11 protein-coding genes and 2 pseudogenes are annotated in these 14,092 nt (G+C 70.0%); 8 read left to right on the forward strand and 5 right to left on the reverse strand.

Annotated features, from left to right (window positions below; all coding sequences use genetic code 11):
- Positions 1 to 52 precede the first annotated feature (52 nt).
- A pseudogene (locus ACGFZQ_RS29070) lies at positions 53 to 238 on the reverse strand (helicase); the annotation flags it as partial.
- A gap of 548 nt (positions 239 to 786) precedes the next feature.
- Between ACGFZQ_RS29070 and ACGFZQ_RS29075 the strand changes: the two are divergent.
- The 4 genes from ACGFZQ_RS29075 (at position 787) to ACGFZQ_RS29090 (ending at position 2,564) form a co-directional block, all read left to right on the forward strand.
- Complete coding sequence (locus tag ACGFZQ_RS29075; protein ID WP_393842840.1) at positions 787 to 1,350, forward strand: hypothetical protein; 564 nt, start codon at positions 787 to 789, stop codon at positions 1,348 to 1,350.
- Positions 1,351 to 1,373: 23 nt separating this feature from the next.
- On the forward strand, positions 1,374 to 1,544 hold the full coding sequence (locus ACGFZQ_RS29080; protein WP_393843030.1) for a DUF4291 family protein: 171 nt from the start codon (positions 1,374 to 1,376) through the stop codon (positions 1,542 to 1,544).
- A 486-nt stretch (positions 1,545 to 2,030) separates the two neighbouring features.
- Positions 2,031 to 2,276 carry a hypothetical protein gene (locus ACGFZQ_RS29085; protein ID WP_393842841.1) on the forward strand — a complete coding sequence of 82 codons (246 nt, stop codon included), beginning with the start codon at positions 2,031 to 2,033 and terminating at the stop codon, positions 2,274 to 2,276.
- A 48-nt stretch (positions 2,277 to 2,324) separates the two neighbouring features.
- Positions 2,325 to 2,564 (forward strand): DUF4291 family protein, encoded by a 240-nt coding sequence (locus tag ACGFZQ_RS29090; RefSeq protein ID WP_393842842.1) that lies wholly within the window; start codon positions 2,325 to 2,327, stop codon positions 2,562 to 2,564.
- A gap of 283 nt (positions 2,565 to 2,847) precedes the next feature.
- Here ACGFZQ_RS29090 and ACGFZQ_RS29095 read toward each other — a convergent pair whose 3' ends face one another.
- Complete coding sequence (locus tag ACGFZQ_RS29095) at positions 2,848 to 6,567, reverse strand: S8 family serine peptidase (RefSeq protein WP_393842843.1); 3,720 nt, start codon at positions 6,565 to 6,567, stop codon at positions 2,848 to 2,850.
- A gap of 311 nt (positions 6,568 to 6,878) precedes the next feature.
- Between ACGFZQ_RS29095 and ACGFZQ_RS29100 the strand changes: the two genes are divergently transcribed.
- The 3 genes and pseudogenes from ACGFZQ_RS29100 to ACGFZQ_RS29110 form a co-directional block, all read left to right on the forward strand.
- On the forward strand, positions 6,879 to 7,847 hold the full coding sequence (locus ACGFZQ_RS29100) for a winged helix-turn-helix transcriptional regulator (RefSeq protein ID WP_393842844.1): 969 nt from the start codon (positions 6,879 to 6,881) through the stop codon (positions 7,845 to 7,847).
- A 362-nt stretch (positions 7,848 to 8,209) separates the two neighbouring features.
- The gene (locus ACGFZQ_RS29105; protein WP_393842845.1) at positions 8,210 to 8,719 is read left to right on the forward strand and encodes a hypothetical protein; all 510 of its coding nucleotides are present in this window, start codon (positions 8,210 to 8,212) and stop codon (positions 8,717 to 8,719) included.
- A 132-nt stretch (positions 8,720 to 8,851) separates the two neighbouring features.
- A pseudogene (locus ACGFZQ_RS29110) lies at positions 8,852 to 8,959 on the forward strand (SAM-dependent methyltransferase); the annotation flags it as partial.
- Between the two features lie 56 nt (positions 8,960 to 9,015).
- Here ACGFZQ_RS29110 and ACGFZQ_RS29115 read toward each other — a convergent pair.
- From ACGFZQ_RS29115 to ACGFZQ_RS29125, 3 genes are read right to left on the reverse strand one after another with little or no spacing between them, the layout of a single operon-like run.
- Entirely contained in the window at positions 9,016 to 11,319 is a 2,304-nt protein-coding gene (locus ACGFZQ_RS29115) for an FtsX-like permease family protein (RefSeq protein ID WP_393842846.1), read from the reverse strand.
- A 47-nt stretch (positions 11,320 to 11,366) separates the two neighbouring features.
- Positions 11,367 to 12,164, reverse strand: coding sequence for an ABC transporter ATP-binding protein (locus ACGFZQ_RS29120; RefSeq protein WP_393842847.1), 798 nt, complete (start codon positions 12,162 to 12,164; stop codon positions 11,367 to 11,369).
- Positions 12,161 to 12,694: a PadR family transcriptional regulator gene (locus tag ACGFZQ_RS29125; RefSeq protein WP_362577717.1), complete on the reverse strand. Its 534-nt coding sequence runs from the start codon at positions 12,692 to 12,694 to the stop codon at positions 12,161 to 12,163. The genes ACGFZQ_RS29120 and ACGFZQ_RS29125 overlap by 4 nt, the downstream gene beginning before the upstream one ends.
- Positions 12,695 to 12,820: 126 nt before the next feature.
- Between ACGFZQ_RS29125 and ACGFZQ_RS29130 the strand changes: the two genes are divergently transcribed.
- A complete protein-coding gene (locus ACGFZQ_RS29130) occupies positions 12,821 to 14,089 on the forward strand; it encodes an ABC transporter substrate-binding protein (RefSeq protein ID WP_393842848.1) in 1,269 nt (422 codons plus the stop codon).
- The last annotated feature ends 3 nt before the right edge of the window (positions 14,090 to 14,092 follow it).

The raw sequence follows: 14,092 nt of genomic DNA on the forward strand, positions 1-14,092 counted from the left end.
GGACACCGGGTGTGACGCCCGCCCTAACTGCTTTGTCACCACTTGATGCGCAGGAAGGCAGGACGCGCAGGCGGCGGAACTTCCGGTGGAAGGCGAAGGCGTCTTGGCGGCCGGAGAGGGAGCGTCAAACGAGGGCTACATCGAACTCGTGGCCCTGAAGGCGGTTGGCGGTGTCCACAGTGATGGGCTTGAGGCCGCTTGCGAGTCGGGATCGAATCGCGTCCGCCTGCCGACACCGCGTAGGTGCCGCACGGCCCAGCAGTCGATGGGCTCGCGGTCTACGCGACCACCATCGGGTTCGCCTGCAGTATGCGAAGGCAGCCGAATGGAGACGGACTCGGACGTCTTCGAGCGCATCGAGCAGACCGTCTGACCCCAGTAGTGACGAAGACTCCGTCCGGACCGCTGTAGGGCGGGATGTCATCTTACGTAGCCATCAAGGTGGCCACACAAGTGTCCTCCCTGCACGTTTGCTCAGGTCTTAGCGCTGCGGTAGTACTCCCCGGTGTATAACCCGACTCGTCTGCCGCTACATGCAGCCTTTCCTTGAAAAGGGTCTCTGATCTGCACCGGAGGCCCTTTCCGATCCAGAGGGGGATTGCCGTGTTAGGTGGCGGAAATTCCCTCGGGCAGGGCTGAAAAGTCCCTGAAAAGTCACTGGTTTTTGGAATGGTATCCACCCAAGGGGAAGGACCTCTAGGAATCCCGGCCGAGCTCCTCGATGAACTCCGTGACAACATCATCAAGGACTCCGGACGTGTCGTACAGAAACGATAGGATCGCGCGATGATCCACAGCGAGGAGAGTGTCGCTGCCGAGCTGGACCGCGTTCGGCAGCGCCCCGGGATCGAGTCGGCTCCTCCGGTACTGGCCGCTTTCACTGTCGATGTATTCGAGGAGACCCCCGAGGCGTACGCGCTACGCGTACGTCGCGTCCTGTCGGCCGCCCTCCACCTGGCCTGCACGGCGGAGTTCGGCGATGAAGATCTGCTGACGGACGAGTTCCCTGACTGGTTCAAGGCGGTCTCCATCCGGGAGGGTGAGGCGCTGCCACAGGAATTCGCCCGACACGGCCGCACCGCGTATGTGGACCGTAGCGGTGGAGGCCATTGGTCCTTGCAGAACTGGATCTATCGGTTCGACCCGGAAGAGGATTCTCGCGGCTGGGAGTTCTGGGACATTGTCCGGGTGGGGCCGTCGCGGGTCAGCGTCTGGGTCGACAGCTGGGGAGATTCCTTCTTCGGCTCCCTCGAACTGCTGTGGCTGCTGTACGCGGCCGGTGCCACACGCGTCGAGGGACCGGAGGTTCACAAGGCGGGTACGTGGGCGTCCGAGGTGCGCGGTCGGTGACGGAGGCAGAGCAGGGGCGCATCGTGCGGGCGGCATGCGCCGGTTCCACGATCGCGGTGTGTCAGGCATACCCGCAGGAGATCGCGGAACCTGCGGTGCGCGCTCGGACGTTCGTAGCGCCATTCAAGCGCGAACGTATGACGTGGGCCTTGCTGTCATACCGTCAGTCTTCTGACGAGGCTCGGATGGTATAGGCATCCGGAAACATCCGTCTCGCGGCGGGACTGCGCTGATCGGCACCAAGTAGCGTCGCTCGCGTGGACTTTCATCTCAAGCATGCGCCCGAGGGGCTGACGAAGCGGGCCCGATATTTTGTCCTCGCTCACGGCACCAAGGTCGACGTGCCGCGGGTGAACCGGCACAGGGAGCAGTGGCTTGCGCTCGGGATTCCTTCTGCGGAGATCGACCGGGTGACGGCGTATCAGGAGCACTGGGGTGGTCTCGTCCTGCCTCCCGCGCCCCACTACGACGGTGGACCCAAGTACTTGGATACCGACGTTCCGGAAGGTGCACATGCTGAAGGATGGTGGTTCGAAGCGGGGCCCCAGCGGAGCGCGGTTCCCTACTCGTTCATGATCGGCCCCGGGGGTGAGTTCGGCATACACGGCGATCGGTGGACGCCTCTGCACCGGACCGTCGAAGGGTGGGTGGAGTCCGTCGCACTCGCTCACCATGCGTCGATGTGGGCGAAGCAGATCACCAAGGTCACCGGCGATGACGTCGACGCGCTCGCCCTGGACACGTTCGAGCCGGTGAAGGAGGTGACAGGACTGGCGGACACCTGGTGGCGGGGAAGCGACTCGTTGGTGGCCGTGTACGCGGGAGAGGCCGAGTGCCTCTCGGCTCCGCGATGCCGCACCGCGTTGGTCTACTCCGGCCTCGACGAGTGGGGGTTGTACGGAGGAGTCATGGACGGCGCCGGGTGAAAAGGCTGTGAACGCTGCTTGACCTGGTTCAAACCGTCGTTCCTGTAGATGATTCGTCGCTCCGGCTGGGCCCGGAAGCCGAACCAGGAAAGAATTGTGCGGATCGACATGGACCGGGCCGGATTCGAATGGGCGCTTCCGCACGCGGCCCTCAGTCACTTCCAGCCTGGTGTGCACGAGGACCGGGCTCAGTGGCGAGCGGAGGTCGCCGAGTGCCCGGTGCGTGTGCAGTGGGACCCAGACTGGGTCCTCGTCCTCGAGGATCGGCCACTCACCCCACGCCACTGAATCCGCAGGGCGCTCGCTCCGTCCGTGTCTGCGTCTTCGAGGTCCAGCGCCTTCCGTGCAGCGTCTCGCGATCGAGGCCCTGGAAGAACGAATCGGCGAGGGCGTAGTCATCACCCGACCCGACCCGACCCGACCCGACGCGACCCGACCCGACCCGACGCGACCGATGCTGTGGCAGATGCCGTAAACAGATGTCGATGACGCCTCGGTGCGGCGGGCCACCCCGGGGGATGGCCCGCCGCACCAGTGGTGCAGGTCCCGAGCGCGGGTGGCCCGCTCTTGGTCAGCGGAGGCCGAAGGCCCGGATCACGGTCTGTGCGACCGCGTTGCCGGCGCTGTCGTGGGCGTGCGCCCGCAGCGAGACGAACCGGGCCTGCTTCGGGGCGGACAGCCCGAACCGACCGTCATGTCCGCTGGTGATCTTCCGCCAGGTGCGGCCGTCGTCGTAGGACACCTCCAGGGTCACCGCCGACAGCTTGCCTGCGCCCACGGCACCCGGGAGTTGGGTGGCCGACACCGCAAGCGTGGCGTTCTTGGTGGTCTTCCCGGCCGCGTCCGTGCTGACGGCGTACTTGATCTGCGGCAGGGGCAGGACCGCCTGTTCGTCGCCCGACGGGGCCTTGGAGGTGAAGTCCCATTCGGTGTGCGTCGTGGGGGAGTACGGGCTCACCGTGCTGTCCCGGCCGGCGTCCAGGACGAGACGGTAAGGCAGCTTGCCGGCACCGGGTGCGTCGGCCTGCACCATGGTGTTCCCCGCGTTCTGGGCCAGTTGGGTGTCACCCTGGTACAGCGTGAGGGACTGCCGTGTGCGCTCGTAGTCCATGGACATGCCGACGTGGTCCGAGCCGCCCCAGGCGGGGATGTCGAGGACCAGGTGGCTCCCACTGCGGGTGGGCGGCTTGTAGTTGTCGTTCAGGTACGGGCGTTCGATGGGCTTGAACCACTGTTGGGTCTGCGTGCTGCCCGCCCGGTAGGTGGTGCGCGGCTCGATCTCGTAGAGCAGGTCGTCGACGTACGCCTCCTGGCTCCAGGAGTATCCGGGTCCGGTGGAGACCCAGTCGACCCGCTGGGAGTTCATCGGCTCACGCATGGTAGTGCCGATGCCCCAGGTGCTGTTGTAGACCGGCCAGTCGAAGCGGAACTCACCGCCGCCCAGGGTCGGGTCGGGGCTGTCGAAGGTGACGTTCACCCGCGCGAGGTTCTTCGGGCCGCCCTGGACGACCAGGTGGTCCGGGATCTGGTTGTGCCACGTCCACATCAGGTCGTACACGTAAGGGCTGACCGGCTGCGAGTCCACCGAGAGCGCCGCCCCGCGAGCGGAGGCCTGGCCGAAGAGCTTCTCGCCCTCGTCCGTGCTCAACAGCGCGACGTCGATTCGGGCGGGGCCTATCCACGGCTCCTTGCTGTAGCTCCGGAACCCTCGCCCGGGTGTGTTGTTCACGACCAGCAGGAGCTTGGCGCCCGCCTTGATCGCCGCGACGGCCTGGTCGGCGTCGCTGATCGTGTCGTTGCGGCGGACGACGACCGCCTTGCCCCGCGCGTCCACACCGGCGTAGTCCGCGTTCGTGCCGTCGCCGGCGGCCACGAGCGGGAGCCTGTAGTGACCCTGGGACAGCGGGGTGACGTCCTGTTGCCGGTGGGCGTCCGTGAAGTCGGTGGTCTTGGTCGCGATGGCCAGTGCCGGCTGCTCCTTGCGCCAGCGGGCGCCGAGGTAGAAGTCGCCGTGGGTCACCTTGTGCGTGGTGGGCTGGGCCCACAGGCTGTCGTAGTTGGTCTGGGTCTCCATGTAGTCGCGCCACAGCCGGCCGCCCATCGAGCGGGCGTACTCCAGGCGCTGGTAGGTCGCCTCGGTCCGCTGCGGCGTGGTCATGTCGATCCGCTCGATCTTCGTGGCGTCCAGGGTGACCGTGGCGTCGTGGTCCATCACGACCTCGGGGTCACCGAGCAGTGCCATCCCCATCGAGTGCGGGCCGTGGATGCCCTGCACGGCCTTGAAGGACAGCACCGAGTAGACGTCGTTCGGGAGGTACATCTGGGACGTGCCGGTCTCGTCGACGAGCCAGAACTGGGGCGCGTCGTCGCCGGACCGCAGCAGCTCGACGACCCCCGACATCGGCTTTCCGTGTGCGTCCTTGAGGACCACGGTCAGCTTGTGGGTGACGTCGCCCAGCGACACCGCAGTGTGGGTGACGACCTTCCCCGCGGTGTCGGCCGCGACGACCTGGCCGCTCCAGCGGCCGTTCCCCGTCGCTCCGGAGCCGTCGATGGTGACCGTGACCTCGGCGGTGCCGTGCGCCGGCACGACGACCTCGGGGGCGGACAACCGGAACATTCCCGCAGGGGCGTTCGGGGCCTGAACGGACAGGTCGAGGGTGACCGGGACGTCACCAATGTTGGTGTATGTGACCGGGCGTCGCACCGCGTCGGACGCACCCGTCGTCACCTGGCCGGCGAACGCGGTCGCGGAGGCGAAGACGTCGGCGCTCAGCGCCGACGGGACGTCCACCCGGCCGCTGCCCGCCTGGAAGGCGTCGTACTTGGGCGTCTGCTTCGAGCTGCTCACCAGGAGGTTCTTCAGCTGGGAGCCGGTCAGCCCGGGGTGCGCGGCCGCGAGGAGGGCCGCGGCGCCCGCGACATGCGGGGTGGCCTGGGAGGTCCCGCTGAACGTCAGGTAGCTGCCCTCGCCGAACGGCGAGTACTGGGAGCGCGCCGCCAGCACGTCGACGCCGGGCGCGCTGATCTCCGGCTTGAGCCCGCCGTCGACGCGCGGGCCCTGGCTGGAGAAGTAGGCGATGTCGTCCGAGGAGTCGACGGCTCCCACGGTCAGGGCGGCGTCGGCCGCGGCCGGGCTGCCGATGCTGTGGTCCGTATCGGTGTTGCCCGCGGCGACCACGAACAGGGCCCCGGTCTCGGCACTGAGGCGGTCGACCGCCGTGCTGAGGGGGTCGGTGCCGTCGGACGGTTCCGAGGAGCCCAGGCTCATGTTGATGATGTCCGCGTGCTGGTCCACCGCGGCCCACTCCATGCCGGCCAGCACCCAGGAGTCCTGGCCGGAACCCTCGTCGGAGAGCACCTTGCCGATGTGCAGGCGCGCGCCGGGGGCGACGCCCTTCTCCTTGCCGTCCGACGCGGCTCCCGTGCCGGCGATGGTGGACGCGACGTGGGTGCCGTGCCCATGGCGGTCCGTCACGTCCTCGTCCGGGACGAAGCTCCGCGAGGCCGCTATCCGACCGGCCAGGTCGGGGTGTTCGGCGTCGATACCGGTGTCCAGGACGGCGACGTCCACGCCCTGCCCGGTGTCACCGGCCTCCCACGCCTGCGGTGCGCCGATCTGGGAGGTGGACTCCGCGAGGTCCGCCTTCACCACCCCGTCGAGCCAGATGCGGGCGATACCCTCGCCGAAGGCCGGTCCGCCGGACGCGGCTGCGGCTGCGGCTGCCGTGGTCCTCGAGCCCGACGCCGGCGCGGAGGTGACAGCCCGCCAGAAGTCCGCCGACCGGTCCCGGTCCTCGGCCAGCGCGGCACCCCGGACACTGCCGAGGACCCTGACCCGGGTAGCGCCCTTGGGGGTTGCGGAACGCAGTCCTGAGGCGGCCTTGCTGTCGTACGAGACGATCAGCGGCAACCGATCGCGATGTGCGTCGTCGTAGCCGTCCGCGACGAGCCTGCTGATGTTGAACAGGCGCTTGTCCAGCGTGCCCGCTGCCACGTAGGGGAGAACGGAGTCGGGATAGACGTACAGGTCGCCGTTCGTCTCCATGATGTGCGCCTGGGCTTCCGCCCCGGCGGCACCACGCACGTCGACGGTGCCGCGGCCGGCACCGGACTGCCGCGTGACAACGACGTCACCCGTGATCAGGGTGACCGAGTGGGTGCCCGGAGGCACGTTGCGCTGCGCGGCGGGAGCGGCGGAGCCGTCGGTGGCGGCTGCCGCGGCGTGGGCGGCGGACAGGGCGGCGGGTTGTGCCAACGACAGGAGGGCGGCGCCGGCGACGGCGAACACACTCCAGCGTCTCGGTGATGATCTCAAGGGATTCCCTGACTGTTCCGTGGGGCCGGGGTCAGCCCGCAGGCGATTCATGGCTGAAGTGACGGATCGGCGGGGGGAGAAGGGGGAGGGGGAGAGGGGGGAGAGGGAGCCGATGGCCGATCGATGGTGAGGGTTCTGGGATCGCGGCAGGCGTGGACGATCAGAGTTAAGGCTTGTGGCCGGGAGATGTATAGATCAGGCTCGTGTCTGATATCGCCAGCTGGCGAATCGCGCCACTGCCGGCCCGACGGGCCGCCGGGAGGTGACGACCAGGAGGATGCCCGGTGCTCGACGCCCTTGGGATCAGCGAGTTCGACGAGCGGGTCTACCGCGCCTATCTGGCCGAGCCGGACCGGACAGCGCGGGAGATCGCCGACCACCTGGGCGCCACACCCAGCCGGATACACCACGCGGTGGCCCGGTTGGTGGAACTGGGCGTGCTGCGAAGAGAACGACACGGCGAGTACCGGCCGGTCAGCCCGCGGACCGCGTTGAGCGCCCTGCTCGCCAGGCGCCGGGCCGATACCGAGGCGGCGTTCACCGCGGTGTGGGACGCGGTCGACGACCTGGCGAGTGAGTACCGCGCCAACCGGCTGCAGGGGGATCCGACCGAGCTGGTGGAGGTGATCTCCGGTGAGGCGGCGGTCACCCTACGGGTGGCCGAGCTGACCCAATCGATGCGCACCCACTTCTGGGTTCTTGACCGGCCTCCGTACCTGGGCCCGTACAGCGTCGAGTTGGAGGAGACCTTCACGATGGAGCTGCTGGGCCGCGGCCTCGACATACGGTCCGTCTACACCCCGGAGGGGCTGGAGCTGCCTGGCCGATTCGAGCTGATCACCCGCCTGGCCAAGCTCGGCGAGCAGGCCCGGCTCCTGCCGTCTCTGCCGTTCCGGCTGCGGATCATGGATCGTCGTGTCGCGTTGGTCGCACTGATCGGAGGACAGTACGACAAAATTGCCGTCGTCCATCAGTCGGGTCTGCTCGATGCGATCCTCGAGCTGTTCGACGTCTACTGGCAGCGGGCACAACCCATCGCCTCGACGGCCCCGGAGACCCCCGACCAGCCGAGCACGGACGATCTCCTGCTGCTGAGAATGCTGCAAGCGGGCTACAAGGACCAGGCGATCGCCCGGCAACTGGGGACGAGCGCGCGCACCGTGACCCGCCGCATCGCCGCGATCGCGTCCCGGCTCGGCCTTGATACCCGCTTCCAGCTGGGCACCGAAGCCGCCAAGCGAGGCTGGATCTGAGTGGGCGCTCAGGTGTGCATTACGCCGTCAAGTGCGGTACGGGGACCAGGGGTTGCATAGCCCAGTGACCCGTCCGACGCCCGATGGGCCTTGATCGAACCGACGTTGACAACCTGGAGGAAGCCCGGCTCGACCGCAGGCCCACCGGAAGGCCGGCACAGGGCAGGAAGAACAGCGTCAGGCGGCGGGGCGCGTAGGAGCCGCTGTGGTCTCCGGGACGGCCGGTGCTGGACGGGCCTGAGTGCCGCAATGGACTGTTCCACCACGCACAACCTTCCGGAAGGCCGCCGGTCTGAACAGACACACACCTACGCGAACTACCGGGGGTAGTCATGCGACGGATAGGTACTGCACTGGCAGCGATGACGCTGGCGGGCGGCGGTCTGTTGGCCGGCACGGTTCCGGCGGTGGCCGCGCCGACGGCCGTGGACTGTGCCGTGACGTGGGGGAGCCTGGACAAGACCGGTGACTCTGTTGCCTCCAGGCGACTGGCCGACGTCAGGGCCGGACAGCACGAGTGCTTCGACCGGCTGGTGTTCGACGCCCAGGGCACGGCGGCCGACCCGATCGGCTACACCGTCCGCTACGTCGACGTACTGCACCAGGACCCGAGCGACGTCGTGGTGCCGATCAAGGGCGGAGCCATTCTGGAGATCTCGCTGTTCGCCCCGCGCTACGACCCGGCGACCGGACAGCCCTACCCGCCGCTTCCGGCCGTCGACGTCACCGGGTACCGGACGTTCCGGGAGTTCAAGGTCACAGGTGGCTCCGAGGGCTACACCCAGGCCGGACTGGGCGTCCGCGCCCGGCTGCCGTTCCGGGTCTTCCAGACGGCCAACCATCTCGTGGTGGACGTGGCTCACACCTGGTGACCCCGCACGGCCGGGGTGCGTTTCCACCAGGGCCGGCAGGGAGGAGAGCCGGTCGGCTTCCGTCAGCGGTCCGGTCGCCGGGGTGGCGACGACCCGCTCGGGTGCGCTGCTGACCTTCTGAACTCCGAGCATGGTCTGGAGCTCGTCGAACCCGGTGTCGTGTCGGTGACGGAGTGGCGGCCGGGGGCCGGTTCGGGGCCTCCGGAGGTCGTCGCCGAGCACGGTGCGCGGAAACCGTAACGGCAGGGGTGCGCGGCCAGGCGGACGGGACAGTAGCGGGTGGGCGGCGGTGTCGGTCAGGCCACCGCGCTCAGCGTGTCCGCCAGGCGGCGCCTGGCCGCGCGGGTCGCCGGGAGGGCGGACAGGGCCGCCGCGCCCAGGACCGCGGCCGTGCCGAACACGGCCAGCAGCGCCAGTGGCGGGCCTTGTGCGATGCCCGCCCCGATACCGCTCGACCTGCCCTGCGTGTTGATCAGCCAGTGGGCGAGCGGGGCGCCCAGGGCCGTGCCCGCCAGGACCGCTGCCAGTGCGGTGCAGGCGGTGGCCGTGACGGTGACGCCCGTGATCTGGCGCGGGGAGAGGCCGATGGCCTTGAGGGCCAGCAGGTCGCGTTCGCCCTCGCGTACCGTGCCACCGATGGTGGTGAGGAGTTCGATCAGGCCGATCAGGGCGAGGACGGCTGTCACGCCGGCCGCCACTCCGCGCAGCGGGGAGAGTCCGTCCGCCGGGTTGGTCACGGTGTGCACGTCCAGGCGGCCGTCTCCGGCTGCGGTCAACCGACCGGCGGCCTGGCGTACGTCGGTGCCGGGGCGCAGGCGGACCTGGTACAGGGTGGGGGCGAGAGCGGGGTCGTTCTCGCGCAGGGTGTCCAGGGACGTGGAGATGACCCGGCCCGCGTTCTCCGTCTCGATGCTGCGGCCCACGATGTGCAGGATCTGCGGCTGGTTGCTGACGGTGATCCGTATCCAGGTGCCGACGCGCACGTCCAGCAGGTCGAGCAGGCCCTGGCCGGCCACCGCCTCGTCGGTACGGCGCGGGGGGCGGCCCTCGGCCAGGGCGTACGGGTAGGGGTCCCGTTGGGTGCCGAAGCCGCGCAGGGCGATCGTGGCGTTCTGTCCCGGGGCCAGCGCGGCCACCTCGACGCCCGGATAGGCGGCGGTCACCTGCGGGTCACGGGCCAGCAGGGCGCGGGTGTCGCGGTCGTCGAGGCCCGCGTCCGCGTGGACGGTGAGGGCGGCCGGGAGCCCGATCCGGCCGGGTTCGCTGTGGAAGCGGCTGATGGTGGTCCACGCGCTCATCGCCACGACGATGAGGAGGAGGGGCAGGGCCAGCCGCGCCACGGTCGTGAGTGAGCGTGTCCGGCGGGCGAACGCGGTGTGCCAGCCCAGGACCAGGGCGGGGGGTACCCGCAGGCCCAGTGCGCGTCGGGCGGGGGCCGAGAGCCGCCCGCCCACCTGCGGGGTGGCGGCGCTGCCCCGGACCGACGGGAGCGGCGTCGGGACCGGTGGTACCCGGCCCGCCCGCCAGGCGGCAAGGCCCGTCGTCGCGGCGATGAACAGCACCGCGCCGGCCGGGATCGCGACGAGCGTCACCGTGTGGCCGGGCAGGCTCTGCCAGAGGGCGATCGCGTCGCCGAGGCGGCCGGGGAGCCTGCTGCCGAGGGACCGCGTCAGGGTGGCCGCGGTCACCGCGCCGAGCAGCGCGTACGCGATGTGCTGGAGGAGGAAGACGCGGACTACCTGCTCCGGGGTGAAACCGATCGCCTTGAGGATGGAGATGTCGCGGAGATGGCCGCGGATGCGGGTGGTGATCGCGCCGTGGACGGCCAGGCCCGCGGCTATCAGCGCGCCCAGTCCGAACAGGCCCAGGACCTGGCCGAGCAGCCGGTTGTCGCCCTGTGCCTCGGCGCGCGCCTGCTTCCAGGTGGCGACCTCGCCGATCACGCCGGAGCCCAGGACGGTCACGGCGCGCTGCACGGGGAAGTCCGTGTCGTCGGGGTTGGTCAGGCGCAACCCGATGACCTGGCCGTTCGGGGTGTGGACGACGGATGGCGGGGCCCAGACGAGGCCGGGCTGCTCGTCCGGGTCGTAGCGCGGCTCGGCGCTGTCGGCGATGCCGAGCACGGTCACCGTCCGGGCGGTGCCGAGCAGGGTGAGCGTGTCGCCGGGCTCGGCGAGCAGGGCGCGGGCCAGATGGCTCTCCAGCACCACGCCGTCGGGACTCGCCGGGTCGAGCCAGTGGCCGGAGGCGAGCAGCGGGCGGCCGATCGTGAGGTGCTGGGGGGTGGCGCGGAGTTCCACGGCGGCGCGGGTGCCGTGGGAGGTGAGAGTGGTGGACTCGGTGGTGTACGGGCCCGCGACCGACTCCACGCCGTCCAGCCCACGGAGCTTTTCCAACTGCGCGGATCTGGCGGTGTGGATCCACACGTGCGCGCCGCGGCTCTGCTCGAAGACGCGCTGCCAGGGGTTGGTGGCGTAGCCGAACAGGGCCGTCGCCAGCAGCAGGGACAGGACGATTCCGGCCGTGGCCAGCACCAGGAACAGTGCCTCGCCGCGGTGCGTGCGCAGATCGGAGTGCGCCCAGCGCAGGGTGGCCCGCATGCGCCTCAGTCCCTCGGGGGGACGTCGTACGTCCGCATGTCGGCCCGTCAGTCCGTCAGTTCCAGCACGCCGGATATTCCGGTGCCGCGGGTGGGCGTGCCGTCGAGTTCCGCGTCGTCGGCTATCCGGCCGTCGAAGAAGCTGATCACCCGGTCCGCGGCGCTGGCCAGCCGGGCGTCATGGGTGACCAGCAGGATCGTCTGCCCGCGGCCGTGGAAGCGGGACAGCAGCCGCATCACCTCGCGGGTGCCCTTGCTGTCCAGGCTGCCCGCGGGTTCGTCGGCGAGGAGCAGCGGGGGATGGTTGACCAGGGCGCGGGCCAGGGCGACGCGCTGCTGTTCGCCGCCGGACAGTTCGCCGGGCAGGCTGCGGTCCTTGCCGTCCAGGCCCAGTTCGGCGAGGAGTTCCATGCGTTTGGTCCGTGCTTGCTTCGGGGGGACACCGGCGAGCAGCGCGGGCAGCTCCACGTTGTCGGCGACCGACAGGTTCGACACCAGGTTGAAGAACTGGAAGACGATCCCGATCCGCTTGCGGCGCTCGACGGCCCAGCGGGCCTCGCTCCAGTCGTCCGCCCGGGTGCCGTCCAGCCAGACGCTGCCGGCGTCCGGCCGCTGGAGTCCGCCCAGCAGATGCAGCAGCGTCGACTTGCCGGCCCCGGACGGACCGGTGACGGCGACGAACTCGCCCGGCCGCAGGGAGAGGTCCACCCCGCGTACGGCCCGGGCGGGGGCGCCTTCGCCGTGGTGTGTCCTGACCAGGCCCTCGGCGCGCAGCGCGGGAGTGGCCGGACCCCCGGCGCGCAGCACAGGAGCGGGAGCGTCACTCAATCCGGCTCCTCCAGTCATTCCAGTTCTTCCAGTCCTGCCAGGTCTTCGAGTTCTTCCTGGCACCGTTCCAGCCAGTCGAGGTCGGCCTGCAGGTGCAGCATCGCGCCCTCGATCAGCAGATGGGCGATCCGGTTGTCGCGGTTCTCGGCGGCGGCCAGCTTCGACAGGCTGCGCATGGTGGTCAGGTACTGCCGCCGCTGTCGGTTGATCAGGGCGATCTGGTCGGCGAGTCCGGTCCGCGGAGCGAGCGCCAGCTTCATGAAGAACTCGTCCCGCACCCGGGGCTCGTCCTCGGGTTTCTCGAACCAGGCGCGGAGTTCGTCCTGCCCGGCCTCGGTGAGGCGGTAGACCTTCTTGTTGGGCCGGCTGGACTGCTCGACGTCCTCGCCCTCGATCAGCCCCTGCTTCTCCAGACGGCCCAGGGTCACATAGACCTGGCCGACGTTCGGCTGAGGGTACGCGGAGCCCAGCAGTTGCTCAAGGTCCTGCTTCAGCTCGTAGCCGTGGGCCGGACCGCGCGCGAGGAGTGCCAGGAGGGGCAGGCGCACGTGTGCAGTCCTCCTGTCTACCGATTGTGCTCCGCACCCTAGTATCGCCCATACCTAACAGGTATACATGGCCTCCGACTCGGGGTGAAGGTGCCCCGTGCGGTCGCGGTGCACAGGGAGGAACCTATGCGGTGGTTGCGTGCCGCGGGTAGGGGTCTCCTGGCTCTGATCGTGGTCATGACCGGTTACGTCGCCTCGGAGGCCCACCCCGGACAAGGCGGCGGCGGCCGCGGCCCGCTGACCGTGGCCACCGCGGGGGACCTCACGGGCTATCTCGGCCCGCTCCTGGAGGGCTGGAACCGCACCCACCCGGGCGAGCGGGTCACCCTCGTCGAACTCCCCGACTCCGCCGACGAGGCACACGCGCAGATGGTCACCGACCTACGCGGCGGCGACCGCAGCCGGTTCGACGTCCTCAACATCGACGTCGCCTGGACCTCGGAGTTCGCGGCGGCGGGCTGGATCCGGCCGCTGCCCCGCGACCGTTTCCCGCTGGGCACCTTCCTGCCGCGGGTCCTCGACACGGCGACCTACGACGGACGGCTGTACGCGGTTCCGTACGTCACCAACGCCGGCCTGCTCCTGTACCGCGCGGACATCCTCGCCAAGGAGGGGGTGCGCCCGCCGCGCACCTGGGCCGAGCTGGAGCGGGACGCGAAGACCATCGCGCCGAAGTACGGACTCGGCGGTTACGCGGGCCAGTTCCTGCCCTACGAGGGGCTCACCGTGAACGCCGCCGAGGCCGTGTACTCGGCGGGCGGCACCATCCTCGGGGACGAAGGCGCCAAGGTCACCGTCGACTCCGCGGCGGCCCGCGAGGGCATCGGGTTCCTCGCCCGCGGGGTGCGGGAGGGCTGGATTCCCAAGGCCTCGCTGACGTACACGGAGGAGGAGTCCAAGCAGGCCTTCCAGGACGGCCACCTGCTCTTCCTGCGGAACTGGCCGTACGCGTACGTCGGCGCCTCGGCCAAGGGCTCGGCGGTCGCCGGCAAGGTCGGCGCCGTACCGCTGCCCGGGCGCGACGGGCCGGGGACCAGTGTCCTCGGCGGCTCCAACCTGGCCGTCAACACCCATGCACGGCACCCCGACTCGGCCGCGCGGCTGATCGCGTACCTCACCAGCGCGCCCGTGCAGCGCCAGGTCCTCACCCGCGGCGCACTGCCGCCGGTGCGCGCCGCGCTGTACGACGATCCTGCGCTGATCCGGGAGTTCCCCTATCTGCCGACCCTGCGCGCCAGCGTGCAGACGGCCCGGCCGCGCCCCAAGAGCCCGCGCTACGACCAGGTCAGCCTGGTGGTGCAGGCGGTCGTGCACGACGCGATGACCGGGCACGAGACGCCCGCGGCGGCGGTGCGCCGACTGGCGCGGGAGTTGGCCGCCCTCTCCGACCGTTAGACA

Origin of the sequence: Streptomyces sp. NPDC048254 (assembly GCF_043201895.1) — a bacterium.
Lineage (GTDB): Bacteria > Actinomycetota > Actinomycetes > Streptomycetales > Streptomycetaceae > Streptomyces.

Coding starts and splice junctions, on each gene's coding strand:
- ACGFZQ_RS29105 (WP_393842845.1), top strand. CDS start 8,210: ATGACGCTGGCGGGCGGCGGTCTGTTGGCCGGCACGGTTCCGGCGGTG.
- ACGFZQ_RS29115 (WP_393842846.1), bottom strand. CDS start 11,319: ATGCGGGCCACCCTGCGCTGGGCGCACTCCGATCTGCGCACGCACCGC.
- ACGFZQ_RS29085 (WP_393842841.1), top strand. CDS start 2,031: ATGTGGGCGAAGCAGATCACCAAGGTCACCGGCGATGACGTCGACGCG.
- ACGFZQ_RS29075 (WP_393842840.1), top strand. CDS start 787: ATGATCCACAGCGAGGAGAGTGTCGCTGCCGAGCTGGACCGCGTTCGG.
- ACGFZQ_RS29090 (WP_393842842.1), top strand. CDS start 2,325: ATGATTCGTCGCTCCGGCTGGGCCCGGAAGCCGAACCAGGAAAGAATT.
- ACGFZQ_RS29130 (WP_393842848.1), top strand. CDS start 12,821: ATGCGGTGGTTGCGTGCCGCGGGTAGGGGTCTCCTGGCTCTGATCGTG.
- ACGFZQ_RS29120 (WP_393842847.1), bottom strand. CDS start 12,164: ATGACTGGAGGAGCCGGATTGAGTGACGCTCCCGCTCCTGTGCTGCGC.